This is a genomic window from Streptomyces sp. NPDC006012, assembly GCF_042871185.1.
Taxonomy (GTDB): Bacteria; Actinomycetota; Actinomycetes; order Streptomycetales; family Streptomycetaceae; genus Streptomyces.
Genome location: NZ_JBIAIE010000014.1, coordinates 62,556 through 88,881, shown reverse-complemented (window position 1 = coordinate 88,881; position 26,326 = coordinate 62,556). Strand labels below are relative to the sequence as shown.

25 protein-coding genes are annotated in these 26,326 nt (G+C 70.3%); 12 read left to right on the top strand and 13 right to left on the bottom strand.

Going from position 1 to position 26,326, the window contains the following annotated elements; genetic code table 11:
- Positions 1-3 precede the first annotated feature (3 nt).
- The 6 genes from ACFYPJ_RS23485 to ACFYPJ_RS23460 all read left to right on the top strand — a co-directional run bounded on the left by ACFYPJ_RS23485 (position 4) and on the right by ACFYPJ_RS23460 (position 6,716).
- The gene (locus tag ACFYPJ_RS23485; RefSeq protein ID WP_389020394.1) at positions 4-480 is read left to right on the top strand and encodes a MarR family winged helix-turn-helix transcriptional regulator; all 477 of its coding nucleotides are present in this window, start codon (positions 4-6) and stop codon (positions 478-480) included.
- 160 nt (positions 481-640) lie between these two features.
- Positions 641-2,542, top strand: a complete 1,902-nt coding sequence (locus ACFYPJ_RS23480; protein ID WP_389020683.1) for an alkyl/aryl-sulfatase — start codon at positions 641-643, stop codon at positions 2,540-2,542.
- Entirely contained in the window at positions 2,539-4,338 is a 1,800-nt protein-coding gene (locus ACFYPJ_RS23475; RefSeq protein ID WP_389020391.1) for a SulP family inorganic anion transporter, read from the top strand. Before ACFYPJ_RS23480 ends, ACFYPJ_RS23475 begins: the two co-directional genes overlap by 4 nt.
- 200 nt (positions 4,339-4,538) lie before the next feature.
- Positions 4,539-5,162, top strand: coding sequence for a DUF6230 family protein (locus ACFYPJ_RS23470; protein WP_389020388.1), 624 nt, complete (start codon positions 4,539-4,541; stop codon positions 5,160-5,162).
- Between the two features lie 71 nt (positions 5,163-5,233).
- Positions 5,234-5,773, top strand: a complete 540-nt coding sequence (locus ACFYPJ_RS23465; protein WP_389020385.1) for a DUF6114 domain-containing protein — start codon at positions 5,234-5,236, stop codon at positions 5,771-5,773.
- Positions 5,763-6,716: a hypothetical protein gene (locus ACFYPJ_RS23460; RefSeq protein WP_389020383.1), complete on the top strand. Its 954-nt coding sequence runs from the start codon at positions 5,763-5,765 to the stop codon at positions 6,714-6,716. Before ACFYPJ_RS23465 ends, ACFYPJ_RS23460 begins: the two co-directional genes overlap by 11 nt.
- 1,236 nt (positions 6,717-7,952) lie before the next feature.
- Here the strand turns inward: ACFYPJ_RS23460 and ACFYPJ_RS23455 are convergent.
- Positions 7,953-8,939: an SDR family NAD(P)-dependent oxidoreductase gene (locus ACFYPJ_RS23455; RefSeq protein WP_389020380.1), complete on the bottom strand. Its 987-nt coding sequence runs from the start codon at positions 8,937-8,939 to the stop codon at positions 7,953-7,955.
- Positions 8,940-9,152: 213 nt separating this feature from the next.
- Between ACFYPJ_RS23455 and ACFYPJ_RS23450 the strand changes: the two genes are divergently transcribed.
- Entirely contained in the window at positions 9,153-9,737 is a 585-nt protein-coding gene (locus tag ACFYPJ_RS23450; RefSeq protein WP_389020378.1) for a TetR/AcrR family transcriptional regulator, read from the top strand.
- A 438-nt stretch (positions 9,738-10,175) separates the two neighbouring features.
- On the opposite strand, the gene ACFYPJ_RS23445 is transcribed toward ACFYPJ_RS23450, so the two are convergent.
- Complete coding sequence (locus ACFYPJ_RS23445; RefSeq protein WP_389020375.1) at positions 10,176-10,736, bottom strand: isochorismatase family cysteine hydrolase; 561 nt, start codon at positions 10,734-10,736, stop codon at positions 10,176-10,178.
- Positions 10,737-10,898: 162 nt separating this feature from the next.
- Positions 10,899-12,341: an aldehyde dehydrogenase gene (locus ACFYPJ_RS23440; protein WP_389020372.1), complete on the bottom strand. Its 1,443-nt coding sequence runs from the start codon at positions 12,339-12,341 to the stop codon at positions 10,899-10,901.
- Positions 12,342-12,540: 199 nt separating this feature from the next.
- Between ACFYPJ_RS23440 and ACFYPJ_RS23435 the strand changes: the two genes are divergently transcribed.
- On the top strand, positions 12,541-13,038 hold the full coding sequence (locus ACFYPJ_RS23435; protein ID WP_389020681.1) for a TetR/AcrR family transcriptional regulator: 498 nt from the start codon (positions 12,541-12,543) through the stop codon (positions 13,036-13,038).
- A gap of 10 nt (positions 13,039-13,048) precedes the next feature.
- Here ACFYPJ_RS23435 and ACFYPJ_RS23430 read toward each other — a convergent pair whose 3' ends face one another.
- Together ACFYPJ_RS23430 and ACFYPJ_RS23425 are read right to left on the bottom strand one after the other, a co-directional pair.
- A complete protein-coding gene (locus tag ACFYPJ_RS23430) occupies positions 13,049-13,915 on the bottom strand; it encodes a phosphotransferase enzyme family protein (RefSeq protein WP_389020369.1) in 867 nt (288 codons plus the stop codon).
- Between the two features lie 173 nt (positions 13,916-14,088).
- Entirely contained in the window at positions 14,089-15,642 is a 1,554-nt protein-coding gene (locus ACFYPJ_RS23425; protein WP_389020366.1) for an MDR family MFS transporter, read from the bottom strand.
- A 239-nt stretch (positions 15,643-15,881) separates the two neighbouring features.
- On the opposite strand from ACFYPJ_RS23425, the gene ACFYPJ_RS23420 reads away from it, so the two are divergent.
- Entirely contained in the window at positions 15,882-16,370 is a 489-nt protein-coding gene (locus tag ACFYPJ_RS23420) for a TetR/AcrR family transcriptional regulator (RefSeq protein ID WP_389020678.1), read from the top strand.
- Between the two features lie 179 nt (positions 16,371-16,549).
- Here ACFYPJ_RS23420 and ACFYPJ_RS23415 read toward each other — a convergent pair whose 3' ends face one another.
- From ACFYPJ_RS23415 to ACFYPJ_RS23405, 3 genes are all read right to left on the bottom strand, one after another.
- Positions 16,550-16,837 carry a hypothetical protein gene (locus tag ACFYPJ_RS23415; protein ID WP_389020363.1) on the bottom strand — a complete coding sequence of 96 codons (288 nt, stop codon included), beginning with the start codon at positions 16,835-16,837 and terminating at the stop codon, positions 16,550-16,552.
- Positions 16,838-17,106: 269 nt separating this feature from the next.
- On the bottom strand, positions 17,107-18,021 hold the full coding sequence (locus ACFYPJ_RS23410) for an alpha/beta fold hydrolase (RefSeq protein ID WP_389020361.1): 915 nt from the start codon (positions 18,019-18,021) through the stop codon (positions 17,107-17,109).
- Between the two features lie 242 nt (positions 18,022-18,263).
- Positions 18,264-18,836, bottom strand: a complete 573-nt coding sequence (locus tag ACFYPJ_RS23405) for a TetR/AcrR family transcriptional regulator (protein ID WP_389020360.1) — start codon at positions 18,834-18,836, stop codon at positions 18,264-18,266.
- Between the two features lie 89 nt (positions 18,837-18,925).
- On the opposite strand from ACFYPJ_RS23405, the gene ACFYPJ_RS23400 reads away from it, so the two are divergent.
- Together ACFYPJ_RS23400 and ACFYPJ_RS23395 are read left to right on the top strand one after the other, a co-directional pair.
- Positions 18,926-19,270 (top strand): EthD domain-containing protein, encoded by a 345-nt coding sequence (locus ACFYPJ_RS23400; protein ID WP_389020357.1) that lies wholly within the window; start codon positions 18,926-18,928, stop codon positions 19,268-19,270.
- A gap of 260 nt (positions 19,271-19,530) precedes the next feature.
- Positions 19,531-20,511, top strand: a complete 981-nt coding sequence (locus ACFYPJ_RS23395; protein WP_389020355.1) for a hypothetical protein — start codon at positions 19,531-19,533, stop codon at positions 20,509-20,511.
- 105 nt (positions 20,512-20,616) lie between these two features.
- On the opposite strand, the gene ACFYPJ_RS23390 is transcribed toward ACFYPJ_RS23395, so the two are convergent.
- From ACFYPJ_RS23390 to ACFYPJ_RS23370, 5 genes are read right to left on the bottom strand one after another with little or no spacing between them, the layout of a single operon-like run.
- Entirely contained in the window at positions 20,617-21,456 is an 840-nt protein-coding gene (locus ACFYPJ_RS23390) for an ABC transporter permease (RefSeq protein WP_389020353.1), read from the bottom strand.
- Between the two features lie 11 nt (positions 21,457-21,467).
- Positions 21,468-22,358, bottom strand: coding sequence for an ABC transporter permease (locus tag ACFYPJ_RS23385; RefSeq protein WP_389020350.1), 891 nt, complete (start codon positions 22,356-22,358; stop codon positions 21,468-21,470).
- 2 nt (positions 22,359-22,360) lie between these two features.
- Positions 22,361-23,560 carry an ABC transporter substrate-binding protein gene (locus ACFYPJ_RS23380; protein WP_389020347.1) on the bottom strand — a complete coding sequence of 400 codons (1,200 nt, stop codon included), beginning with the start codon at positions 23,558-23,560 and terminating at the stop codon, positions 22,361-22,363.
- A gap of 56 nt (positions 23,561-23,616) precedes the next feature.
- Positions 23,617-24,666, bottom strand: a complete 1,050-nt coding sequence (locus tag ACFYPJ_RS23375; protein WP_389020344.1) for an ABC transporter ATP-binding protein — start codon at positions 24,664-24,666, stop codon at positions 23,617-23,619.
- Positions 24,667-24,723: 57 nt separating this feature from the next.
- The gene (locus ACFYPJ_RS23370) at positions 24,724-25,224 is read right to left on the bottom strand and encodes an FAD-dependent monooxygenase (RefSeq protein ID WP_389020341.1); all 501 of its coding nucleotides are present in this window, start codon (positions 25,222-25,224) and stop codon (positions 24,724-24,726) included.
- A gap of 151 nt (positions 25,225-25,375) precedes the next feature.
- Between ACFYPJ_RS23370 and ACFYPJ_RS23365 the strand changes: the two genes are divergently transcribed.
- A complete protein-coding gene (locus tag ACFYPJ_RS23365; RefSeq protein ID WP_389020338.1) occupies positions 25,376-26,299 on the top strand; it encodes a CDP-diacylglycerol diphosphatase in 924 nt (307 codons plus the stop codon).
- The last annotated feature ends 27 nt before the right edge of the window (positions 26,300-26,326 follow it).

Here is a 26,326-nt window from a genome sequence, read left to right as displayed (position 1 = left end):
TTCATGACCGCCACCGACCCCGCAGCCGCGCCGGCCGCGCCGGCGCACAACTGGTCGGCCCTCTCGCTGCTGCACGGACGCGTCGAGAGCCGAGTCGAACGTGCGCTGCACACCGCGCACCGGCTGAGTGCGCGCGAGTACGCGCTGCTGGACGTGTTGAGCCGCCAGCACGACGGCGAGGGCGGGCATCTGCAGATGCGGCAGGTCGCCGGCTCCGTCGTCCTCAGCCAGAGCGCCACCACCCGGCTGGTGACCCGGCTGGAGGAACGGGGCCTGCTCGCGCGCCACCTGTGCCCCTCCGACCGCCGCGGCATCTACACCGATGTCACCGACGCCGGCCTGCACCTGCTGGAACAGGCCCGCCCCACCCACGACAGCGCCCTGCGCGACGCCCTCCACCAGGCGGCCGCCGAGCCGGCGCTCGCCCCGCTGGTCCATGTCGTCCAGCACCTACAGGGCGGTTTCCGGCCGCCGCCATGAGCTGCCGCCGCATGCGCGTCCGCCGCGGACCGGCCGGTCACCGCCGTCTCCTCGAATGGCGTACGCCCGATCGTGCGGCCGTCGGCGCCGGGTGAGGGTGGTGGGTGTCCGTGACCGTCCATGTCGCCGGTCCTGGCACGCCGCCCCCAAGGAGATCATGATGTCCCAGACCATCGACGCCAAGCCCGCCGAGCAGCAGATCTCCGGGGCCAACGCGGCAGTTCGGCAGCGGTTCGCCTTCGACGACACCGAGGATTTCGAGGACGCGCGGCGCGGCTTCCTGGGCACGGCGAAGGACAGGGTGATCCGGGACCGCGACGGGCGTACGGTGTGGGACCTCGACGCCTACGGGTTCCTCGGCAAGGACTGCCCGGACACGGCCAATCCGAGCCTGTGGCGGCAGAGCCGACTCTGCTCCGACCACGGCCTGTTCAAGGTGACCGAGGGCATCTACCAGGTGCGCGGCTTCGACCTGTCGAACATGACGATCGTCGAGGGCGAGCGCGGCATCCTGGTGATCGACACGCTGCTGTGCGCGGAGACCGCGGCGGCGGCGCTGGCCCTGTACCGCTCCCACCGCGGCGACCGCCCGGTGACCGCCGTGCTCTACACCCACAGCCACGCCGACCACTTCGGCGGCGTCCGCGGTGTCGTCACCGAGGCGGACGTCGCGGGTGGCGTGCCGGTGTTCGCGCCGCACGGATTCCTGGAACACGCGGTCAGCGAGAACGTCTACGCGGGCACGGCCATGGGCCGCCGCGCCGCCTACATGTACGGCGCGGCACTGCCGAAGGGCGGGCGCGGGCAGGTCGGCGCGGGCCTCGGGCAGACGACCTCGACCGGTGCGGTCGGGCTGATCCCGCCGACCGTGGACATCACCCGGACCGGGCAGACGGAGACCGTCGACGGCATCCGGATGGTCTTCCAGCTGACCCCCGGCACCGAGGCACCGGCGGAGATGAACATCCATTTCCCCGACCGGTCGGCACTGTGCATGGCGGAGAACGCCACCCACAACCTGCACAACCTGCTCACCCTGCGGGGCGCGGAGGTCCGCGACCCCCGGGTGTGGGCCCGCTACCTCACCGAGGCCATCGATCTCTTCGCGGGATCGAGTGACGTGGCGTTCGCCTCGCACCACTGGCCCACCTTCGGCCGGGAACGCGTCATCGAGTTCCTGAGCGAGCAGCGCGACCTCTACTCCTACGTGCACGACCAGACCCTGCGCCTGCTCAACCAGGGCCTGACCGGTCTGGAGATCGCCGAGCAGATGCAGGTGCCCCCGGCGCTTGAGCGGGCGTGGCACACCCACGGCTACTACGGCTCCGTCAGCCACAACACCAAGGCGGTCTACCAGCGCTATCTGGGCTGGTTCGACGGCAACCCGGCACACCTGTGGGAGCACCCGCCGGTCGAGTCGGCGAAGCGGTACGTGGAGTTCATGGGCGGCGCGGACGAAGTCCTGCGCCGCGCCCGGCAGTCCTTCGAGGACGGCGACTACCGCTGGGTGGTCCAGGTCGTCGGCCACGTGGTGTTCGCCGACCCCGGCAACGCCACAGCCCGCACCCTGCAGGCCGACGCGCTCGAACAGCTCGGGTACGGCAGTGAGAACGGCACCTGGCGGAACTTCTTCCTCATGGGCGCCCACGAACTGCGCCACGGCCCGGTCGGCACGCCCACCGTCACCGCCTCGCCCGACGTGGTGGCGGCCCTCTCCCTGGACCAGCTGTTCGACGCCCTGGCCATCCGGGTGGACGGCCCGCGCAGCTGGGACGCGGACATCACCGTGCGCTGGAACCTGACCGACGGCGAGGGGCACACCCAGCGGCTGCACAACGGCGTCCTCACCCACGTCATCGGCACCGGGCCCGCGGCGGCCGAACCGGACATCGAGGTCACCCTCGCCGAGAGCGACCTGCGGGCCGTCCTGCTCGGCACGGTCGGCCCGGCAGACCTGGCGGCCCGGGACACCGTCAAGATCTCCGGTGACCCCGGCCGACTCGCCGAACTCCTCGGTCACCTCACCACCCCGGACCCGGACTTCGCCATCGTCACCCCGTGAGCCGGCCGCTCGGCGGCGCACCGGCCGCCCGGCGGGACGCCGACGGACGACCGGGCCGGGCCCGGATGCGACGACTGCTCCGACCGCTTCCGAAGCCGGGCAGGCCGACGCCTTCGGACGCGGGCGCCGGTCTGGTGACCGGTCTCTTCTCGATCCCGGAGGGCATGGCGTACGCGTCCATCGCCGGGTTCAACCCGATCGCGGGCCTGTACGCGGGCATCGTCCCCGCGATCGTCGGCTCCCTCACCGCCCGTACCGTGCTCATGGTCACCACGCTGACCAGCGCCATCGCGCTCACCTCGCAGAGCGTGCTGCAGGAGGCGGGGCTCGATCCGGCGAACCCTGGGCACATCGCCGCCCTCAGCCTGCTCGCAGGTCTGGTCATGCTGCTGATGGGGGTCCTGCGGCTCGGCGCGGTGATGAGCTTCGTCTCCAACGCCGTGATGACCGGCTTCTCCACCGGTATCGCCCTGCAGATCATCACCGGGGTGCTCAAGGACGCCACCGGTTACCGCCCGCAGGGCCACAACCGGCTTTACCAGCTGGGCGACTGGCTCGCACACATCGGTCACTGGCAGCTCGCGGCCACCCTCGTCGCCGTCGCCACGATGGCCGTCTGGGCGCTCGCCCGTACGGTGCGCCGGCTGGAGCCGGTCGCGCTGCTGATCGCCATGATCGTCGTCAGTGCCGTGGTCGCCGCCCTGGGTACGGGGGTCGAGCACGTTCGCGACATCGCGCACATCCCCGCGGCCCTGCCCGGCTTCTCCGCCCCTGATCTCTCGGCCGTACCGCGCCTGCTCGGGGGCGCGGTCGCCGTCGCCCTGGTGGCGCTGGCGCAGGCGGCGAGCATCGGCTCGTCCGTACCCAACCCGGACGGCTCGCGCTCCTCGGTCAACGGCGACTTCGCCGCCCAGGGCCTGGCCAACCTGGCCGGCGGCCTCTTCCAGTCCCTGCCCTCGGGCGGCTCCCTCTCCCGTACCGGCGTGGCCGTCTCGGCGGGGGCCCGCACCCGCTGGGCGGGAATCTTCTCCGGTGTGCTGCTGGCTCTGGTGGTACTGGTCTGCGCGCCCCTGGCCGAGCACATCCCGATGGCCGTCATCGGCGGGCTGATCCTGCTGGTGGGCGGCGAGCTGATCTGGGGCAAGCGTCACGACATCCTGCTGGTGCTGCGCACCTCACCGCTGTCGTCCGCGGCGATGGTGCTGACCTTCCTGGCCACCACGCAACTCCCCCTCCAACAGGCCATCGTGCTCGGCGCGGTCCTCTCCCTGCTGCTGTACTGCGCACAAGCGGCCCGCCGCGCCCGTTTCCTGGCCCTCTCCCGCGACCCGGACGGCCGCTGGCACCTCGCCGACCCCCCGGACCGGCTGCCGCCCGGCGACGTCACCGTCCTCTACTACGCCGGCACCAGCTTCTTCGCCGAACTCCCCCACATCGAACAGACCCTCCCCCGCACCGACGACGCCCGCGGCGCGGTCCTGGTCCTCGTCCTGCGCGGCGCTCCGGACGTGCCCTCCTCCTCCATGGCCAAGGTGATCCGGCGGCACGCCCGCGAACTGGAGCAGCAGGGCGGACGGCTGATCCTCTCGGGCGTCGAGCCCGGCCTCGGTCGCGTGCTGCGGATGACCGGCATCGACCGGGACCTGGGACCGGGCGGGATCGTCCCCGCCGAGGGCGCCGTCTTCGACCCCCTGAACCGGGCGTTGGACGACGCGCACGCCTGGATCGCGGGCCGGGCGGATACGACGGCGGCAGGCGCCGAAAACCGTCACGGGCCACCGGGCTCACCGCCCTGACCGGCTCACGGCCCCACGCCACTCGAATGGCCCCGCGCCGCCCGTCCCCCGAAAGGCCCAATAGAAGTTGCATCACCCGTACGGCGGCCCTGACAGGCAGCCCGTTGACGCACCCGGAAGCCTAGGATCCGTACCGGAAAAAAGAATCATTTCCCTCGTACGGGGACATGGGCGGGCTCACTTCCAGCGAAGGAGACGGGATGACGCACCACGTCGGCAGAACCCGTTGGCGGCGCTTCGCGACCATCCTGGTACCCGGCGTCGCGGTCTGCGCGGGACTCGGCATCGCCATGGCGCAGGGCGTGCTCGCCGCCTCCTTCCTCATCTCCGGCCAGAAGTTCCAGATCACCGCGGACACGCTGACCGCCCGCGGACTGAGCATCTACGGCATGGTGGACGTGACCAAGAAGGGCGAGAAGGTACCGGTCCTGGTCACCGGCGCCCGGCACGCCACCATCGGCGGCCTGTGCGAATCCGTACCGATCGACATCCCGGGCCTGGGCTCGCACACACTGAAGCTCACCGGCGGCAACGACCGTCCGGCCGAGGCGTCGCACATGTTCCTCGACGCGACCTTCGAGGCAGCCGGGCAGGCGAACTTCAAGGGCGTCGACATCGGCATCGCCCAGGGGGAGATCACCAAGGGCCCGATCAACCCGGGCGACCGGGACTCGCGCTTCTTCGACCCGAGCGGCTTCGGTCAGCAGGCCGATTCCGTCTCCCTGACCGACGTACGGGCGACCGCCGTCGCGGTCTCGGCCGGCACGTTCGACGTTCCCGGCCTGCGCGTGCAGATCGAGCAGGGCGACCGCCCTTGCTTCTGACGCTCGGCCGCACTCCCGCACCCGCCATGCACAGCCCCCGGCGCACACCGCACCGCTGATCAGGACGACATGTGATCACCAGCTACTTCCGCAGGCACCCCCGACCGCGCGGCACCGCGGCATCCGTCCGGTACAGGTTCAGAACCTGGCGTGGTGAACGCCCCTTCTGGGCGGGACTCTTCACCTTGCTGGCGGGCCTGCCCATCCTGTACTGGCCCTACGCACACCTCGACCTGGGCGGGATCCCGCTGGCCCTGTCGACCACCTCCGGAGCCGGATCCCTGATCATCGGGACGCTGCTCATCACCCTGGGCCTCACCCTCTGGTACCGCGGGCACCTTCGCATGTTCGCCGGGATCGCCACCCTCCTGCTCACCCTCGTCTCCTTTCCCGTCGCGAACTTCGGCGGCCTCTTCCTCGGACTGGCCTGCGGCCTGCTCGGCGGCGCCCTCGCCTGCTCCTGGATCCCACCCGACACCACCGAATCGCCGGCGGCGCACACACAGCAGACGGCGACGACGACTGCGACAACGACGGTGCCGACGGCGACGGCGACGACCAACAGCACTTCCGAGGCCGTCCCCACGGGAGATTCCCGACGTGGCAACTGACCACCACCGCATGCGGTCCGCGGACTCCCCCGGGCCCCAGCACCAGCCCCAGTCCCGTCCTTCGGACCGTCCCCGGCAGCCCGTCCTCGCGCTCGGCCGTCCACCCCGGCTCATCGCCTGCGCGCTTGCCGTGGCCGTCGTACCCCTGGCCCTGCACTTTCCCACCCCCGGGTCGGCGAACTCCTTCGCCCCCCGTGGCGACACCGGCAGCCCCATGGCGCTGCCGAGCCTCCTGCCGCGCACGCCGCCCACCGCACCGCCGGAGCCGGGCGCCACACCGTCCGCCACGAGCACCGTCCCGGAACCGGCCGGCGCCCCGCCGCCTCTCCCCGGTCCCGGCGGACAGTCCACACCCACCGCATCGGCATCGGCATCGGCATCGGCATCCGCGAACACTCCAAGGACGACCACGGATCCCTCGCCGACGCACTCCCCCTCCCCCTTCCCCGCACCCCTGGAGCGGCTACCGTTCCGCCCCACGAACACATCGTGGGTCCTGCGCGCCGACCGGCTCGTCCTCCGCTCTCTCGGCTTCCACGGCGTGGTCACCGTGCGCACGGCGGCCGGGCCCGTCCGGGTACTGAAGTTCACCGCGCGATCGGTGACCGCCACCGCTCTCGACCTGAGCACGGACGGCGGACGCACCGTGATGCGGCTGCCGGTCGGGCCCGGAGCCACCTCCACGCTCACGGGCCCGGGCGGCAACGGCGTGGTGACCCTCTACGTCCGCAAGTTGTCCGGCAGGGTCACGGCCCTCGGCGACGCCCCACTCCCGGCGGACCGCACCGCCACCGTCACGCCCGACGCCGTACCGCCCTGGCTGGTGCCCCGGGCCACCCCCACACGCATGATCACCTTCACCGACGCGACCGTGTCCCCGCTGGCCCAGTTCGGCGGCAACCTGTCGATCACTGGGCCACGGCTTGCCACCCGGCCCGGGTGATCACCGGGCGGCTCGACCAGCGGGTCACCCCTGCCCGGCCCGCCGCCCGATCCGTGGGATCGGGCGGGGGGCCGTGAGGAGTGCCAGCAGCCACGCAGGTCCGTCCCGGACCAGGAGGAAGGACATCCGCAGCTGGATCGCCGCCTGGCGGAATGCAGCGCGCTCCTCCGTCAGCGGGAGGTGAGCATGTGTCAGGTGCTGCTGCCGCGCAGGACTCGCAGGTCGGCGGCGGTTTGGCCGCGCATGGCGGGCAGCAGCGACTCCACCCGACCCGCATGAGGTCGGCCCAGCGTAAAGAACCCCCACACATCACTTGGGACCGGGACCCGGTCTCTTCCACAGATCACTTGGGACCGGGACCCGATCTCTTGTTGCTCGCCGTGCTGGGCCCCTGGTACGCCGGGCGGCTCCCGGCAGGCGCCTGCCTCCTGTTCGAGAAGTCAGCGGGGGTGAGAGTTTGGGCCCAGGTGTTGACCGCCGGCGTGGGCGGTGGTTCCTGAGACGCCGGCCCCGTCTGGCGGGCGGTCACCATGCTGACCGGCGCTGTCATCGGGTTATGCGCTGGCGCCTGACCCGTGCCGTCCGCCTGGCCGCCGTACCCCTGGCCGCCGTACCCCTGAACCGTCCGAGACTGCTGGGCTGCAGACCCGGTCTGCTGGAGGTAGTGCTCCGCGGCCGCCCCCAGGGAGGTGGAATAGGGCTGCGGAGCGGGTTCCCGGCCTTCGCCTCGCCCGAAAGCGGAAGGCACCATGGTCGTTCGACGAAAGGCGTTTGGGTCGTTGTAGTAGCCCAAATTCTGGTAGGTGGTGAATAGCTCCCCACGGGCCTGTTCCGCATATTGTTGTGCAAGTCGTTCGGCCGAGGACTGTTCCCTCGGCTGCCGCTCTGGGCTCATCGCGCGACACTCCAATCGGTCAAGAGAGCTTCGATCTGCCTCATCCCGCCGCCTGCCCCGCGCGCAGGGCAGGCGGCCAGGACGTCACGAACCCAACAGGTTCTGGCTGAAAGGACTTTCATCCGGCTTTCCCCTGCACAGTCCGTCGGAGACTGCAACGGTTCCGGACGGAGTCACGGTTCAATCCGGTCGGACTTGCAGTGTCCGCACCGCTTGTGCCGTGTCGACCACCAGCCGGAACAGCAGCCTGCGACCAGGCCCGAATCGAAACCCGGTCCCGGTCGCCGCCTGCGGTGACTCCAGCCAAAGGCGGTCAGCCGCAGGACCCCGGCATCATCTGGTCAGCGTTCCACGGCCGCCCCGTCGTCGGCCACAAGCCCTGCCGCGCCGCCCAGCAGGTCGAGGGAGATCTGCCACAGGCGGGCCGCGTTGTGCGGATCCACGGAATGGGCGGCCACGCCCCGGCGCACACCCGGCCGGTGCGGGCCGGCCTCGTTGCAGTCCTCGAAGTACCGTCCGGTCACGCCCTCGACCCGTGCGGAGGCGGCGAGCAGGACCGAGGTCGCGGCGCCCTGCTCGATGTTCTTCCAGGACACGTCGGTGCTGGTGGGGTCGAAGGAGGCCGGGCTGTCGGAGATGTCTCCGATGTGGCGGCCGAGGCGGGTGCTGGTGATCCGGCCGGGGTTGAGGGCGTTGACGGCGATCAGGTCGGGCGCCCAGCGACGGGCGGCCTCGACGGCGAACAGGACGTTGGCGGTCTTGGACTGGCTGTAGGCCGCCCATGGGTCATAGGGGCGGTGTTCGAAGTTGATGTCGTCGAAGATCACGCCACCGTTGACGTGGCCGACGGAACTGACGGCGACCACGCGCGCGCCGTGGGCTGCCGCCAGGGCGCCGTGCAGGCCGGTGGCGAGGGCGAAGTGGCCGAGGTGGTTGGTGGCGAACTGCATTTCCCAGCCCTCCTCGGTCCGTTCCAGCGGCGAGGCCATCACACCGGCGTTGAGGACCAGGATGTGCAGCGGTCCTCGCCATGCCGCCACGAAGGCACGTACCGACATCTGGTCGGCGAGGTCGAGCAGTGCGGCGCGCACCGATCCCGGGCCGCCGGCCGGGGCGATCTCTTCGGCGACCTGTGCGCCCACGGCCAGGTCGCGGACGCCTACGACGACTTCGGCGCCGGCGGCGGCCAGGACGCGCACGGTTTCGCGCCCGATGCCGGACGCTCCGCCGGTGACGACGGCACGCCTGCCACCGAGGTCGGTTCCGGCCAGTACCTCGGCGGCGGTCGTCCGTGCACCGAAGGGGGTGGTGATGAGGTCGTCAGCCATGTGGTTCTCCCGGCGGGCGGTGGAAGGGGTGGAAGCGTGTGGTGAAAGCGGTGGGAGTGGTGGAAACGGAGGCGGCGGCATGGGGGCGGTGGGCCGCGTGACCGCTGGCGCAGGGGCATGGGCCCGCCGTACGCTCGTATCCGGAACCGGTTCCGGTTCGACAGTAAGCGGAACTGGTTCCGGTTGGCAAGTGTGGAGGGGAAGGGAGTGCGAGTGACCGGGCATGAGGGGGGCGCAGCGCGGCACCGCAGGCCGCTGCGCGCCGACGCACAACGCAACGAGGACCGTCTGCTGGAAGCGGCAGCGGCTGCCTTCGCCAGCGAGGGGGCCGGCGCCTCGGTCAAGGACATCGCCCGCGTGGCGGGTGTCGGCGTCGGCACGCTCTACCGACGGTTCCCGTCCAAGGAACTGCTGATCGAGGCGGTCTACCGGCAGGAAGTACAGCGCCTGTGCGAGGTGGCGGCGCATCTCACGGCCACGCGGCCGCCGGTGGACGCGCTGCGGACCTGGATGGAGCAGTTCATCGACTTCATGGCCGCCAAGCAGGGCATGGCCGACGCGCTGGCCGTGGTGCTGACCGACGACAGCGAGAGAATGCACACCCGCGCGCTGCTCGCCGACGCCGTCGCCCACCTGCTCGACGCGCTGGAGGACCGGTCCGTGGCACGGTCAGGGGTCGATGCCCAGGACGTGCTGATGGCTCTCGGCGGGATCAGTCTCATGGCCGCCAGCGAGGAACAGCGTGAGCTGGCCTCCCGCCTCATCGACCTGCTCCTGCACGGCATCGTGACGTCCTGAAGGAGCGGCCGGCCCTTTCCCGTAGGTTCGCCGCCACGAGCGCGGAAGAGAAGGACAGCGTCACCAAAACGGCCAACGAGCAGGATTTCCCGAGCAATTGGGGCCGATGGGGTGCGGACGACGAGCTGGGCACGCTCAACCTGATCACCGAGGAGGCCCGGGCCAGGGGCGCCGCGGAGGCCCGTACCGGACGAACGGTCTCGCGGGCCCAGCCGATCCGGCCGGCGCCGCGCGGGCGCGTCCCGCCCGCGCCGGACGGCGACGTGAGGGCGCTGCTGGTCATCGGAACGACGGGTGATCCGGCGCGCTCCAGGCAGTCGGCTCCTTCGCAGGCGGGGCGGGGGTACGCCGTCGCTCCGGCCGCCGACGGAGGCGGCCAGGACGGCAGCCGGGTGGCTGTTCTCGCGGCATTCTCGCGGCGTTCTCGCGGCGCGGGCCTCAGCTCGCGTCGGCGAGGGCGGACAGGACGTCCTTGGTGGTGCCCGTCTCGGCGATGCGCGGGTAGATCTTGGCGATGGTGTGGTCGTGGGCGGTGCCGTCGGTGTCGGTCACGGCGTCGACGGCGACCGTGACGTGATAGCCCTGCTCGTGGGCGTCTCGGGCGGTGGACTCCACCCCGCTGCTCGTCGCGATGCCGGTGACGACGACCTGCGTCACGCCCCGCTCGCGCAGCCAGGCGTCCAGGCCGGTCCTGGTGAAGGCGCTGCGGGAGTGTTTGGTGACGAGGTGGTCGTCCTCGGTGGCTTCGAGCTCGGGGACCAGCTCGGTCCACTCGTCGGTCGGGGTGGGGAAGCGCGCGCCGAGGTCGTTGCGTCCGGCGGGGCCGCCGGCGACGTTGACCAGGACGACGGGCAGGCCGCGACGGCGGAACTCGGTGAGCAGTTCGGCGTTCCGGGCGAGCACGTCGGCGGCCGGGTGCGCGAGGGGCAACCCGACGATGCCCTTCTGGAGGTCGACGACGACCAGGGCGGTCTTCGGGTCCATGGCGGTGACAGGCATGTCTCTCCTCGATCAGTGCAGGGGGCTCAGGGGTACGGGGCCGGGCGGCGCAGCAACGGCACGTCGCGGGAGGAGGTCGGTCTCCTCGGGCGTGAGACGGTCCAGGATCGCCCGCGTGAGCCGGTCGTGCTTGACGAGCCGTCCGGTGGCCCAAGGACCGGGTCAGACGGTGATGGTCTTGTACTCGGTGTAGGTGCCGAGGCCGACCGCGCCGTACTCCCGTCCGATTCCGCTGGCCTTGAAGCCGCCGAACGGGCCGTCGAAGGCGACGGAGGCGCCGTTGACCGTGAGCGTGCCGGTGCGGATGCGGCGGGCGACGGCCACGGCGTGTTCCTCGTCGGCGGACCAGACGCCGCCGGAGAGGCCGTACTCGGAGTCGTTGGCGATGCGGACGGCGTCGTCCTCACCGTCGTAGGCGATGATGACCAGGACCGGGCCGAAGATCTCCTCCTGGGCGATGCGCATGGAGTTGTCGACGTCGGCGAAGACGGTGGGCGTGACGTAGTTGCCCTGTTCCAGGCCCTCGGGGAGCTGCGGGCCGCCGGTGACCAGGCGGGCGCCCTCGTCGATGCCGAGCCGGATGTAGCTGCGGACGCGCTCCTGCTGGTCGGGGCGGATCATCGGGCCGATGAAGGTGTCGGGGTCGCCCGGGTCGCCCACCTTCAACGACTCCACCAGCTCCTTCAACGCGCTCACGACCTCCTCGTACTTCTCACGCGGGGCCAGGATGCGGGTCTGTGCGATGCACGACTCGCCGTTGTTGAGCAGCGAGCCGAACTTCACCCCTGCGACGGCCTGTGCGATGTCGGCGTCCGGCAGGATGACGACGGCTGACTTGCCGCCCAGTTCCAGGCTGACCCGCTTGAGCTGCTCGCCGGCGATCGCGGCGATACGGCGGCCGGCGCGCGTCGAGCCGGTGAAGGCGATCTTGTCGACGTCCTGGTGCGCGACCAGGTACTCGCTGGTCTCGCGGTCGGCGGGCAGCACGCTGATCACGCCTTCGGGCAGTCCGGCCTGCTCCACCAGTTCGGCCAGGAAGCCCATGCTCAGCGAGTTCTCCGGGGACACCTTGAGGACCACGGAGTTGCCGGCCAGCAGAGCGGGGATGATCTTCGAAGTGGCCGAGGAGAACGGCGAGTTCCACGGGATCACCGCGGCCACGACACCGACCGCCTCACGGCGCACCACGCTGCGCACCGGCGACGCCGGGTCGGAGGGCGCCAGCGTCTCCTCCCAGCCGAACTCCTCCGCCGCCTTCAGATAGGCGTTCGCCTGGCGGGTCAGGCCGGGCTGTCCGGCACGGGTGAACCACCCGGCCGAACCGTTCTCCAGCGAGATCAGCCGCGCGATCTTCTCCGCGTTCTCCTCGCGCAGCGCGTTGAACCGGCGCAGGACCGCGATCCGTTTAGCCGGCGGGGTGTCACGCCACGCACCGGCGTCGAACGACGCACGTGCCGCGGCCACCGCGCGGTCGATGTCCGCCGGCTGCGCCTGTGCGGCGGCGCCGACCACCGACCGGTCGTGCGGCGAGGCGATGTCGAGCAGCTCCGGGTTGCTCGGCTCGACCCAGGAACCTCCGATGAAAAGCCGGTCGTAGGTGATCACGTGCTTTCTCTCTTCCGGTGTCTGCGGTTCAGTCTGTTCGAACGCACCATCCAGGCACCACATCAATGTAGCACTTTTATTTTGTACCTGCACGCTTTAGTAGCTGTACTGCCTTGATTCTCGCCATCTGAGGTACCTTTTAAGGGTGAGAGCCGACGCAGCACGTAATCTGCAAGCCGTCCTGACCGCCGGTGCACGGATGCTCGCCGCCGATCCCGGTGCGAGCATCGCGAGCATCGCCGCCGAGGCGGGCGTCGACCGACGCACCGTCTACCGCCGCTTCGCCTCCCGCGAGGACCTCCTCGCAGCCGTCTACGAAGCCCGGGTCACCGCCATCGAGCAGGCCATCGAGGACGCCCGGCTGCGCGAGGCACCCGTCACCGTCGCCCTGCACCGCTACGTCGAGAACATCATCACCGTCAACCGCACCTGGCCGGTCGACCTCACCCGCATGCTCGCCCACGACGCCATCCGGCGACGCCGCGACGCCTCCGTCCAGGAAGTCGACGACTTCCTGCGCCGCGCCACCGACGAGAAACTCCTGCGCACCGGACTCCCGGAAGGATGGGCGAGCGCGCTACTGGCCAGGCTGGTGGGCCTCGCACCACACCAGCAATCCCATCTGAACGCCGCCCGGGCGGCCGACGTGGTGGTCGACACGTTTCTGGACGGCATCGGCAGCCCCCTGACGCGCTGATGCCCGAGGATCAGCCGTGGCCGTGACCGTCCGGCCCGCCTCGATCGAGCGCCGCTCGGATCCGGCCGAGCCACTGTGCGGCCAGTCGGCGCCCGTCGGGAAGTTGGTCCGCTCGATCCCAGCGCCACGTCGTGATCATCGCCAGCACAAGGATCCGGCACTGGCGCAGCAAGTCGTGATCGGCATTCGGATAGTGCTCGCTGACGTCGTCGGGCGCATGGGCGAGGTCGAATTCGACAGGCCCGCGGCAGCACGTTTCGAGGTCCACGAACAGCAGCCCGTTGTTCGTCGAGAGCACGTTGCCCGGGTGCGGCTCGCCGTGCAGCAACTGCTCGGCGCCGCCGTGCTCGCCGATCACTCGTCTCAGGCTTCGCAACGTGTCGCCGAGCAACTCCCGGTCCGCGTAGGCCAGTTCCGGAGTGCGGTTGCGGCTCGCCAGGAGGTGTTGGGCCTGCTCGACCCGCTCCGTGAAGTGCGGCGCGGGGAAGTCGACCTTGCGCATGCCGGCGTGCAGCCGCTGGAGCACATCGGCGTAGTCGGCCGGTGGAACCTCTGGAGGTGTCGTGGGTGCGTAGTAGGTCCACAGCGTGACGACGAAGCCGTCACGCTCGTAGACGCGTGGCGCCACCCGAGGATCCAGAGCGGCCACCGGGCTCCCGGATTCGGCGAGGCGCTGAGCGAGCTCGATCTCGAACCGTGCGACCTGATGCGTCACAGATGCCACAGGTGCCACCCGGGCCATGACGTCACAAGGCAGCAGACGCAGACTGAGCTTGTTCGAGTTGTGAAGAACGATCGCGTCCTCGGCGGGCAGGCCGAGTGCTGAGACGGTCGACATGACCGCGGCCACCGCGCGCGAAACCTCTGCCGTCTGCATCGTCGCCTGGCCCCTTCTGCCTTGAGCACTCCCGTGCTCTCTAGGCGGTGTCAGCCGGGGCACCCTATCAAGGTGTCGACGGACAGCCGGGTTCACCGCCGACAGCCGCGAAAACGCCGCCGGCCGGCACCCGGGGAGGGCGTCGGCCGGTCGAGGGCGCGGTGTCCGGTGGATCAGGCCGCGGGGACGGTGTCCTCGGCGTCGGCGGGGGTGCTGCGGGCCGCGGGTCCGGAAGTACCGTTCGCCTCCCCCGGCTTCGGTGCCGACTTGAGGAAGAGGGTGAGAAGGACGCCGACCGCAAGGACGGGGGCGATCCAGAAGTAGCCTGCGGCCGTGGCGTGGGCGAAGGCGTCCAGTGCGGAGTCCCGCAGGGCGCCGGGCAGCCGGCCGATGGTGTCGGGTCGGGCGGCGTCGAAGCCGCCGGCGGTCGGCAGGCCGTGGGTGCGGTCGACGAAGCCGGTGTTGAGCAGGGTGCCGAAGACGGCGACTCCGAAGGCGGCGCCGATGGAACGGGCGAAGGTGACCACGGCGCTGGCGGCGCCGAGATCGGTGGGGGGCACACTGTTCTGCACGGTGGTCAGCACGACCATCGGCACCATGCCGATACCGATGCCGGTGATCAGGAAGTAGGCGCTCAGTACGAGGGTGCCGGTGGTGGCGTCGACGGTGCCCAGCAGGAGCAGTCCGGCGAAGTTGACGAGCAGTCCGGTCAGCAGGATCGCGCGCAGCCGTGCGGCGTTCGCGGCCCAGCGTCCGGTCAGGGACTGACTGACGACCAGACCGGCGACCAGGGGCAGCAGGTAGATGCCGGAGAGCGTGGCGGAGACTCCGTGCACGATCTGGAGGTAGGTGGGCAGGTACACGAGGACGGCGAACATCGCGGCGTTGGCGAAGAACGCGATCAGCGAGGAGAAGACCACGGTCCGGGAGCCGAACATGGCCGGGGGCAGGACCGGGGCAGGGGCGCGGCGCTCGACGGGCACCAGCAGCGCCGCCAGCGCGACAGTGGCGACGATCAGACCGATGATGGCCGGCGAGGCCCAGCCCCAGCGTTCGCCGAAGGACGTCGTCAGGACCAGGCCGGTGGCGATCGCGGCCAGGATCAGGGAGCCCAGGTAGTCGATGCGGGCCTTGTTGCCCGGGGTGGCCGTGGGCAGTGCCCGGGCGGCGATGGCCAGGGCGACGAGGCCGATCGGCAGGTTGACCAGGAAGGCCCACCGCCAGGAGAGCTGATCGGTGAAGACACCGCCCAGCAGAGGGCCGACGATGCTGGCGACGCCGTAGACCGAACCGAACATGCCCTGGTAACGGCCGCGTTCGCTCGGCGCGACGATGTCGCCGACCAGGGCGAAGGTCAGCACGATCATTCCGCCGCCGCCCACGCCCTGGAGCACCCGGGCGCCGATCAGTTCGAGCAGGTTCTGCGCCAGGCCGCAGGCCACCGAGGCGATCAGGAAGATCGAGGTCGCGGCCAGGTAGAGCCGCTTGCGGCCGAACATGTCGCCGAGCTTGCCCCACAGCGGGGTGACCGCCGTCGACGCGAGGAGATAGGCGGCGCTGACCCAGGCGATGTCGTCGAACCCGTGCAGGTCCTCCGCTATCCGGGGCAGGGCGGTCGAGACGATCGTCTGGTCCAGGGCCGCGAGCAGGACCGCGAGGACCAGGGCGCTCATCGCGGCGGCGACACCACCCCTGCGGGGTGATGGGGCCTGTGGTGTCTTCTCCATGGAACCGGGCCTTTCTCCAAGGGTCAGCAGGGGCGGTGGGACCGCCGCAACACGACGGACCGCCTCAATTAATTAGCACTACACGAGCTATCTGCCTCGCTACTGTAGCATTTAGAGGGCAGTGATTCACGCAATAGAGGCGCTAGATGTCTCAGGCTTCACATTGAGCAGATAGACTCGGACCCGTGAGAGCCGACGCAGCACGTAATCTGCAAGCCGTCCTGACCACCGGCGCACGGATGCTCGCCGCCGATCCCGGTGCGAGCATCGCGAGCATCGCCGCCGAGGCGGGCGTCGACCGACGCACCGTCTACCGCCGCTTCGCCTCCCGCGAGGACCTCCTCGCAGCCGTCTACGAAGCCCGGGTCACCGCCATCGAGCAGGCCATCGAGGACGCCCGGCTGCGCGAGGCACCCGTCACCGTCGCCCTGCACCGCTACGTCGAGAACATCATCACCGTCAACCGCACCTGGCCGGTCGACCTCACCCGCATGCTCGCCCACGACGCCATCCGGCAGCGCCGCGACGCCTCCGTCCAGGAAGTCGACGACTTCCTGCGCCGCGCCACCGACGAGAAACTCCTGCGCACCGGACTCCCCGAGGGATGGGTGGGCGCGCTGCTGCCCCAACTGATGCACCTGGTGTCCCGGCAGTTGCCGGAGCTGAGCCCCGGACAGGCCGCGGACGTCGTCGTGGACACCCTGCTGCATGGGCTCGGAGCGTCCTGACGGACCGACGGAATGACCGAAGGACCGACCCGGCCGAGGGACCGGCCGGCGGACGGGCGGACCGGCGGAACATGTAGGTACGTGGTGGACCGGCCCGGACCGTAGAGGCGGGGCACCGGCTGGGGTGCGGCGTGAGCGTCGGCCGCTGTCGCAGGGGACTTGCTCACCGGCCGGTGGCGTCAGGCGCGTTCCCGCTGGTCCGTCTCCTCGACGGCCGCGGCCCGGGTGCGACGACGGCCCAGCAAGGCGCATCCCACTGTCACCAGGCCGATGACGATGGCCTTGGCGGCCCCGTAATAGCCGGACGACGGCTCCACTGGAGTGCCGGGCAGCCGGAAAAAGACCCAGGCCGCCGCGAGGCCCCCGAAGACGATCAGTGCGGCGGCCCCCCACGTTCCGAGGTCCGCCCACCAGGGGCCCGGGACGTAACCCCGTTGGTCGGTCTGCTCAACGTCCCTGTCAGCCATGGTCAGTTCTCCTGCACATGCGGTGGCGGTCACGCGGGAAGACGCGGGCCCGGCGCGCAAGGTTCGCCGGGCCGCACGTCCCCTGCTGGAGCCGACATCCAGAGGGGCTGAGCGAACCCCTCTCGGACCCCTCGCCCGCCGATCGCCGAACCGGGCGGGAACGGGAAGGAAGGGCATCCGACACTCGGCACCCCCACCCGGCCACCCGGCCACCCGGCCACCCGGCCACCCGGCCACCCGGCACCAACTCCCGTCGACCCGGCGTGATTTCACAGGCCGCGCAAGAACTCCAGAACCGCGTCCGTGACCACCTCGGGCCGTTCCTGCTGGGTCCAGTGGCCGCACTGGGGCACGTCGACGATCCCCCGCAGGTTCGGCACCCTCGCCCAGGCGGCCTCGTCCATCTTGTAGAAGGCGCGCACGATGTCGTTCTCACCGCTGATGTACAGCGACGGCGGGGTGATGGGCGCGTCCTGCCAGGGGGCGGTCAGCTCCCAGTTGCGGTCGAGGTTGCGGTACCAGTTCAGGCCGCCGGTGAAGCCGCTCGCGGTGAACTGCTCGACGAAGACCGCCAGGTCCTCTTCGGTGAGCCAGGCCGGCAGCGCCTCGGGTTCGAGGAACAGGCCGAGGAACCCTTCCGTCGGCTCGGGATTGCGCACGGAGCCGAAGGTCATGCGCATGGTGGCCGCGATGTCCGCGCCCAAGCCGGCCTCCGCGACTCCCGGTTCCTGGAAGTAGTTCTGGTAGAAGCCCTCCCCGAAACGCTTCTTGGAGACGGTCAGCGGCGGCAGCGCTCCGCGCGGCGCCGGCGGCACGCTGATGCCGACCACCCCGCGCACGAGATCGGGGCGCAGCATTGCCGTGTGCCACGCGACGGTCGAGCCCCAGTCGTGCCCGACGACGACGGCCTGCTCCTCGCCCAACTCACGGATGAGGGCGACGACATCGCCGACCAAGTGAAAGATCGAGTACTGGTCGGCGCCGTCGGGACGGTCGGTGGATCCGTAGCCGCGCTGGTCCGGCGCGACGACGCGGTAGCCTGCGGCGGCCAGGGCGTCGATCTGGTGCCGCCAGGCGTACCACGACTCCGGAAAGCCGTGCAGCAGCAGGACGAGCGGTCCCTCGCCCTGCTCGGCGATGTGCATGTCGATGCCACCCGGTCGGACGTGACGGTGATGTGGCAAGGCTGCCTCCTCGTTCCTCTTCCCGCGCCGCGGCCGGGATGCGCGCCGCGCTGCCGGACTCCTACCCGGCCCGTATCGCCATGATCTTCCCTCTGTCGTACCGGCACCGGCACCGGCACCGGCACCGGCACCGGCACCGGGATCATGCCCGCGAGGTCGGGCTCCTGCACCGCGCACAGCCCGGCGGCTCCCGCCCCACCGCTCAGCGGGCGGCCGCCGCTCCACCGCACGACGGAGAAGTCCTATCCGGCAATACCTTCGAGGATGAGGTGCAGTAGTCGTTCGCCGCGCTCAAGGTCACCGGTTTCAGCAGCTGTTGCAGCCGCGTTGACGAGCGCGAGCAGGTCGTCGATACGCAGATCGGCGCGCACCGCGCCGTCCTCCTTGGCGGCCTTGAGCAGGGTTGCCCCTACGTTGCGGACAGCCTCACGACAGGCTCCGACGAGAGCCGAGTCCTCGCTGTGATCGCCGGTGAAGGCGGCGGCCAGGCCCCTGTGCGCACTGACGTGCTCGATGTAGGCCCGTACCCAGTCGATCAGCGCGGTGCGAGGACGGGAGCCGGCCCCGAGGCGTTCGCCCAGCGCGCAGAGCGTCTCCACTTCGTTGACACAGACCGCGACGATGAGGTCACGCCGCACGGGGAAATGCCGGTACAGCGTCGCGTTGCCGACACCTGCGCGCCGTGCGATCACGTCCAGGGGTGCGTCGGGACCCTGCTCGGCGAACACCTCGCTCGCTGCGGCGACCAGCGCTTCGTAGTTGCGACGAGCGTCTGCGCGCAGCGGGGGGAGGGTGAATCGTCGTACTTCGGTCACAGGTGCCCCTTCTTGCCAAGCGGGGAATCTTCCGGTTAGCGTACAGCAAGCCAATCGGGGAATCCCCCGGTTATGTGTGGAGGTCAGTCATGCTGAAGCGCTTGTCGTACCTGAAGAAGCGGGACGACATCAGTACCGAGGCGTTCATCGAGTACTACGAGAACCGGCACGTACCCCTGATCCTCAGCCTTGCCCCGACACCGTTGGTGTACAAGCGCCACTACCTGATGCGCGGTGACGATGGCAACTTGAGGGAGGAAGGCGTGGATTTCGATGTCGTCACCGAAATGGGATGGGCGGACCCGGCCGAGCAACTGGCGTGGTACGCCAAGATCCGAGCTGCTGCCGACCTCGTTGCAGCCGACGAGGCGAGGTTCCTTGATCGATCCAGCACGCGTTCACTGAGTGTCGAACAAAGGGTGACCGCCGGCTGAGCCGCCGCGCAGGCCCCGTCGCCACGTGCTGAGGCGGGGTCGGGCCCCCGGACGCGTTCGTCCCCGCCGCGCATGCCGGGGCGGGGTGCACAGGAGGCTGCTCGAAGCCGGGGCCCGCGAAGCGCCTCTCGCCGCCGTGGTGATGCTCGGGGCCGTCGAGACGTCACGTCGTTCCCACGGCGGGCCGGGGCCCGAGCCGTCCGACGCCCTACTGTGTGCGGGACATCGCCCTCCGATCGACCCGCAAGGAGCGCCAGGCCGTGGACGTCGACATCGCTCAGCACGTACGTGACGCCGCCCGGCAGTTCGGGACCGGTGTTCCCTACGCGCTGAAGGCGGTGGCCGGTCAGCTGGCCGAAGACCCGGCCATGGGCGTGCCCTCGGGGCTTCCCGGTGTCTACACCGTGACGGTCGACGGCGACCTGTTCGAGGACTGCCCCGCCCTGCACATCGGCTATGTCCGCGAGCCCGACCGGGTCGAGATCCGGTACGTGAGCCCGGCCCCCTCCACCGAGCCCACCGAGCCCACCACAGACGTCCGGGACCAGGACCAGAAACGGGGGCAGGAGCAGGACCAGGGGCAGGTGCAGCCCGCCGGCCCTGTCGCCCCCGCCGCCGCGGTCACCGTACGGGAGGTCGCCGATGCCTGGCGGCGCATCACCGGCTGGCTCCGGCGCAACGCTCCCGACTCCTACGCCGCACTGCGCCCGGGTGCCGGCGCCGCCGCCATCGCCGCCCTGGAAGGCGATCTCGGCGTCCGGATACCCATCGAACTGCACGTCCTGTGGATGCTGACCGCGGGTGACGACGGGGTCGACGGCCAGGGATGCCTTCCGGGCAACAACGCTCTGCTGACCCTCGACGCGGTGGCCGCCGTCCACCGGCGGAGCAGTGACCTCCAGGCCCACGAGGACGCCCACGCCGCCGACCGCCCCGAAGCCGAACGGATCACGGTGTGGCGGCCGACCTGGATTCCGGTCGTCGCCCTGGGCCCGGCCGACCACACCTCGGGTCTGTACCTGGACGTCGCGACCGGCTACCTGGGCCGCTGGTCCCGCCACTACGAAGACCCCGACGACGAACTCGACACGCTGGTCACCTACTTGGAAGAGGCTGCCGACATGCTCGAAGCGCCCGCCCTGGCCACCCGGGACGAACCCGGCCTGGTCAGTGGAGCGCTGGTGTGGCTCAGCAGCGTCGGCCCCGCCCGGAAAGACCGGTGGCAACCCCTGACCGGCTGACCACAGCCATCGCTGACGCCACCGGCCATGAGTGCCGTCATGAGCGCCGCCGATCACACCTGCCAAGGCGGCCCGCCGGCCGCCCGTGCGAGCCACGGCGGACGTTCACGCACCGGCCGATCGTGCGCCTGCCTTCCCCGCGGCGGCCGCCGTGTCCGACGACAGGCGCTGGGCGAGGTAGATCGGGATCACGGAGACAAGGACGAGTACCGCGGCCACTACGTTCACCACCGGGGCCTGCTGCGGCCGGGTCATGTTCTCGAAGATCCATACGGGCAGGGTCTGGATGCCGGGGCCGGCCGTGAAGGTGGTCACCACGATCTCGTCGAAGGACAGAGCGAACGCGAGCAGTGCGCCCGCGACGAGCGCCGAACGCACCAGCGGGAAGGTGATGTCCACGAAGGCCCGGAAGGTGTGCGCGCCCAGGTCCATCGCCGCCTCCTCGTACCCGGCGGAGGTGCGGCGCAGCCGGGCGACGACGTTGTTGAAGACGATCACGATGCAGAAGGTGGCGTGCCCGACGACCACGGTGAACAGTCCGAGCCCCACGCCGAGCGGTTCGAGGACCGTTCCGAAGGCCGAGTTGAGTGCGATGCCGGTGACGATGCCGGGCAGTGCGATCGGCAGGACGACCACGAAGGAGACGGCGTGCCGCCCGAAGAACCGGTACCGGGCCACCGCGAAGGCGATCATTGTGCCCAGCACCAGCGCAACAGCGGTGGCGCCGAGGCCGGCCTGGACGGACACCCACAGCGCGCCGCGCGCGCCCGTGTTGTCCCAGGCGACCGACCACCAGTGCCCGGTGAACCCGGGCGGCGGCCAGCTCGCGCTGCGGTCCGGGTTCAGCGAGTTGACGAGGACCAGCAGCAGCGGCACGTAGACGACGGCGAAACCAATCCCGGCGGTGACGCGCAGCACGATCCGCGCGGTACGGGAGAGTTGCACGGCGGGCTCCTCTACAGGCTGCTCAGCGCACCGGTGCGGCGCACGGCCAGCAGGTACAGCACGATGACGACGACCGGGACGGTGGCGAGCGCGGCGGCCATGGGCAGGTTCAGTTCGATGTTGGAGTAGACGAGGTTGCCGATGAGCTGGGTCTTGCCGCCGACTATCTGCACGGTGATGTAGTCGCCGAGGCTGAGCGAGAAGGTGAACACCGACCCGGCGGCTACCGACGGCAGCACCGTCGGCAGCACCACGGATCGGAAGGTGCGCCAGGGCCGCGCGCCGAGGTCCGCGGAGGCGTCGAGCAGGCTGTCCGGCAACTGGGCGAGGGCCGTGTGAATCGGCAGGATCATGTACGGCAGCCAGAGGTACGTCAGGGTCAGCACGGTGGCCGGGAGCCCGAAGCCTGGTCCGGAGAGCCCGAACGGCGCCAGCATCCAGTCGGCGAGCCCGCCCTGGGACAGGATCAGCCGCCAGGCGTACACCTTGACCAGGTAACTCGCCCACAGCGGGGTGAGGATGGCAACGACGAGCAGCGGGCGCAGGCGCGGGCGGGCGATGCGTGCGGTGTAGCAGGCCATCGGAAAGGCGATCACGGCGCACAGGGCGGTGACGGAGAGGGCTACCGCGACGCTGCGCAGGACGACCTGCCGGTAGACGGGGGTCGTCAGCAGTGCGCGGAAGGTGTCGGTGGACCAGACCTTCACCACCTCGGAGGTGAAGGAGTCGGTCGTCCAGAACGCGGAGACGAACAGCACGGCCAGCGAGCCGAGGTAGAGCACGCCCAGCCACAGCAGCGGGGCGGTGAGCAGCAGGGCGAGACGGAGCCGCGGGCGGCGGTGCAGCGCTCCGGCGAGCCGCCGGGCGGTGCTGCGCCCGGCGGCCTGCGCGACGACGGTCATGGTCAGCCCTTGATCTCGGTCCAGGCCTGGACCCACTTGGCGTACGGCACGCACTTGACGTCGGTACGGCCGTCCAGGCACTGCTCGATCGGCGTGTTCCAGAAGGCGATCCGCTTCCAGTAGGCACGGTCGGCGGCGTGGTAGGTCGTGCAGAAGTTCTTGTCGCTGGTCTCCTCGCAGGCCCTGGCGTTCGAGGGGGCCTCGCCGAAGTACTCGGCGACGTGGGCGTTGACCTTCGGCGAGATGATCCAGTCGAGCCACTTGTAGGCGCAGTTGGGGTGTGCGGCCTGCGCGGAGACCATCCAGGTGTCCGACCAGCCGGTCGAGCCCTCCTTCGGGACGAAGGCCTTGACGTCGGCGCCCTCGTCGGCGGCGAGGTTGGCGATGACCTGCCAGGTGGTGCCGATGACGGAGTCGCCGCTCTTGAAGGCGGAGACTTCCTTGAGGTAGTCGCTCCAGTACTCGCCGATGTCGGCGTTCTGCTTCTTCAGCAGCGCGACGGCGGCGTCGAACTGCTTCTGGTCGAGGGCGTAGGGGTCCTTGATGCCCAGTTCGGGCTTGCTGGCCTTGAGGTAGAGCGCGGCGTCGGCGAGGTAGATCGGCGAGTCGTACGCGGTGACGTGGCCCCGGTGGGCGGCGGCGTCGTCGAAGACGGCGGACCAGGACGTCGGGGCGGGGGTGACCTTCCGCGTGTTGTACATCAGGAGGTTGGCGCCCCGGCCGTGCGGGATGCCGTACGCCGTGCCGTCCACGGAGTTCCAGGGCTGCATCTTCAGGTCGGCGAAGACGTCCTTGTAGTTCGGGACGAGCGCGGTGTTGACGGGGGCCGCGGCACCGGAGGCGATCAGTCGCAGGGAGGCGTCGCCCGAGGCCGAGACCGCATCGTACTCCCCGGTCTTCATCAGCTTGACCATCTCGTCGGAGCTGGCCGCAACCTTTGAGTGGACCTGACAACCGGTGCGCTTCTCGAAGCCGCTGACCCAGTCGGCCTTCGGGTCGTTGGAGCCGTCCTCCACGTACCCGGCCCAGGCGATCAGATTGACGCTGCCCTCGGTCGCGCCCAGCTTCGACGGGGCCTTCAGATCGGGCGGGTTGAGGCCGCCGGCCGCCGACCCGCCGCCCGAGCCGGAGGAGCCGCAGGCGGTGGCGGCCAGGAGCAGCGCGGCGACGGCCGCCGTCTGGAGGGTTCGGATGGGGCGCACGCGGTTCTCCCTACGTGGGGGGGCAGTGGGGGGAGTGAGTGGAGGGCAGCGGGGGGTCAGTGGAGGGAGTCAGCGGGGGACGGGACCTGGACCGTGTGGCGGTGGTGCCACTGGAGCCGGACCCGGGTGCCGCGGTAGGCGGCGACGTCCTCGGCCGTGTTCTCCAGGTTCTGCTGGAGCACGGTGAGGCGGCCGCCTGCGTCGAGGTCGACCAGGAAGCGGGTGGTGTCGCCCAGGTAGACGACCTCGGCGACCGTGCCGGTGGCGGTGGCGTGCCCGGGATCGCCGGGGACGGCCGACTCCTTCAGCAGCCGGATCTTCTCGGGGCGGACGCTGTAGGTGCCGGGGGTGCCGACGACATGTTCGGCGGCTTCGCCGGCCAGCAGGTTGGAGGTGCCGACAAAGGAGGCGACGAACGGGGTCGCGGGACGTTCGTAGATCTCCGCGGGGGTACCGACCTGTTCGACGCGGCCCTGCTGGAAGACGGCGACGCGGTCACTGATCGCCAGGGCCTCCTGCTGGTCGTGGGTGACGAAGACGAAGGTGATGCCGACCTCGCGCTGGAGCGCCTTGAGTTCGACCTGCATCTGCTCCCGCAGCTTGAGGTCGAGCGCGCCCAGGGGCTCGTCGAGCAGCAGCACCCGGGGCCGGCCGACGAGGGCGCGGGCGAGCGCGACGCGCTGGCGCTGGCCCCCGGAGAGCTGGGCCGGGCGCCGCTTGCCGAAGCCGTCGAGGCGTACGTCGGCCAGTGCCCGGCGGGCCCGGACCAGGCGCTCCGCCTTGGGCACCTTGCGTACCTTGAGGGAGTAGGCGACGTTCTGCTCGACCGTCATGTGCGGGAAGAGGGCGTAGTCCTGGAAGACGGTGTGCACGTCCCGCTCGAAGGGGGCGCGGTCGGTGACGTCCTGACCGGCGAGTTCGATCCGGCCTTCGGTGGGGGTCTCGAAGCCGGCGACGAGCCGCAGGACCGTGGTCTTGCCCGAGCCGGACGGGCCGAGCATCGAGAAGAACTCCCCGTCCCGGATCTCCAGGTCGACCCCGGCCACCGCGGTCGTCTCGCCGAAGGACTTCCGCAGCCCCTGCAGCCGGATCGCGCTTGCCTCCATGGGCGGGGACCTTTCTGGCGCCGTCGACCGTTGCCCGGAAAGATATGGAGCCATGGTTCAAAGCTCAAGACCGCCTAGACGTAAAGCTTGAGTAAATATGCAGGTGGGAGGCCGTGAAACAGCGGCAAAGTTACGGCAGCCGGACACGCCGTGCCCTCTTCTGGCCTCGGGGAACATCGGTACGGCGCCGGCCGCCCGGCGCACCGCGCTGCGGGTGCCGTCGCAGCCCACCACCCAGCGGGCATGCACGGTCCGGTGACTGGAGCCGGCCCGGATCACCGCCTCGACGGCGTCCGGCCCCTGGGTGAGCGAGACGGCCCCCTCTCCACGCAGCACCCGGGCGCCCACGGCAGACGCGTGCTCCTCCATGAGCTGTTCGGTGACGGACTGACCGAGCGCCGGCATGAAGGGGTGCGCCGCCCCGATTGTGGAGAAGTCCAGCCGGGTCGCTGATTTCCTCCGCGCCGCCGAGATGGAGGCCGGAGGGGTCGTAGCCGCCAGACCGTCACTGCGATATCGCCGCACTCCGTGAGAGAACCGCTCGATGGCGGAACACATGACCCCCCACAGGTTCGATTGAGGGGAAATCAGCTCGCCGCTGCTTACCCTGTGAAGGGCTCAGCGGCGGCCGGACAGGACGGGGCTAGATGCGCTTTCTTCCTCCTGGCCAGTAGCTCCAGGCAGCGGTCATCACCATCGGAGATCAGGCATGAATGACCACAAGAAGTCGAACGCGATGCCTCGGCGTCAATTCGTCGCATTCTCCGGCGCCATTGGTGCCGCCACGCTCTTGACCGGTACGGGAGCGACCGAGAGCGCCGCTGCGACAACGGACCCGGGACCCGGCGAGCCCACGTACGGATCGTGCCCGACACCGCCTCCCGGTGGCGGCGCAAACCCCTGCCCACCTGCTCAGATGCAGCCGCTCTGCGGAAAGCCCACCGACGACGACCCACTCTGGCACGACGTCCGGTACTGCACGAACGGGACGGTCCCGCCGCCTCCGCAGCCCAAGCCCGACTGCCTGCGGGCAACCCCGAATTACGTCGTGCTGCACGGCAAGCCGGAGAACCAGCACAACTATCTGCTGCTCCCCAGCTGCCGGATCACGGGTATCGAGTGCCCGTTTCTTGAGAACCCCGCGTCGGCGAACTACTGGAACGACGCATGGCAGAACGCGAGGAGCGGCGGAAGCGTCCCCGTGCAATACGCCGATATCGGGCTGGGGATCAACTCGCAGGACGCCCGGCACTTCCATCAGTTGCACATTCACATGGCCGGCGTCCGGCCGAGCACGCAGAGGCGGCTGCAGGAACTTGAATCCATGGGCCGCATGGCCACCCAGCCCGCACATTGGGCCGACCCGGCCAACCAGGCATCCGTCTCGGGCCCGCCGGGTGCGGGGGACCGCACGTACCGCATTCTCAGGCTGCCGAACCTCACGCAGAATCTCTTCGCGCTGCTGTCCTCGAATGTGGTGGTGCCGAACGGGCTGAACATGGCGCATCAGACACTGATCGTGGTTCCGAAGATGACCGCCACCGGATTCGCCAATGCGTTCTACGTCCTCAACAGCGACACCTCGCTCCACGGCGGCACGAGCACGTGTGACTACTTGCTCGTGTACAAGTGATGCCGTCCCGGTACTCGTGTACGAGTG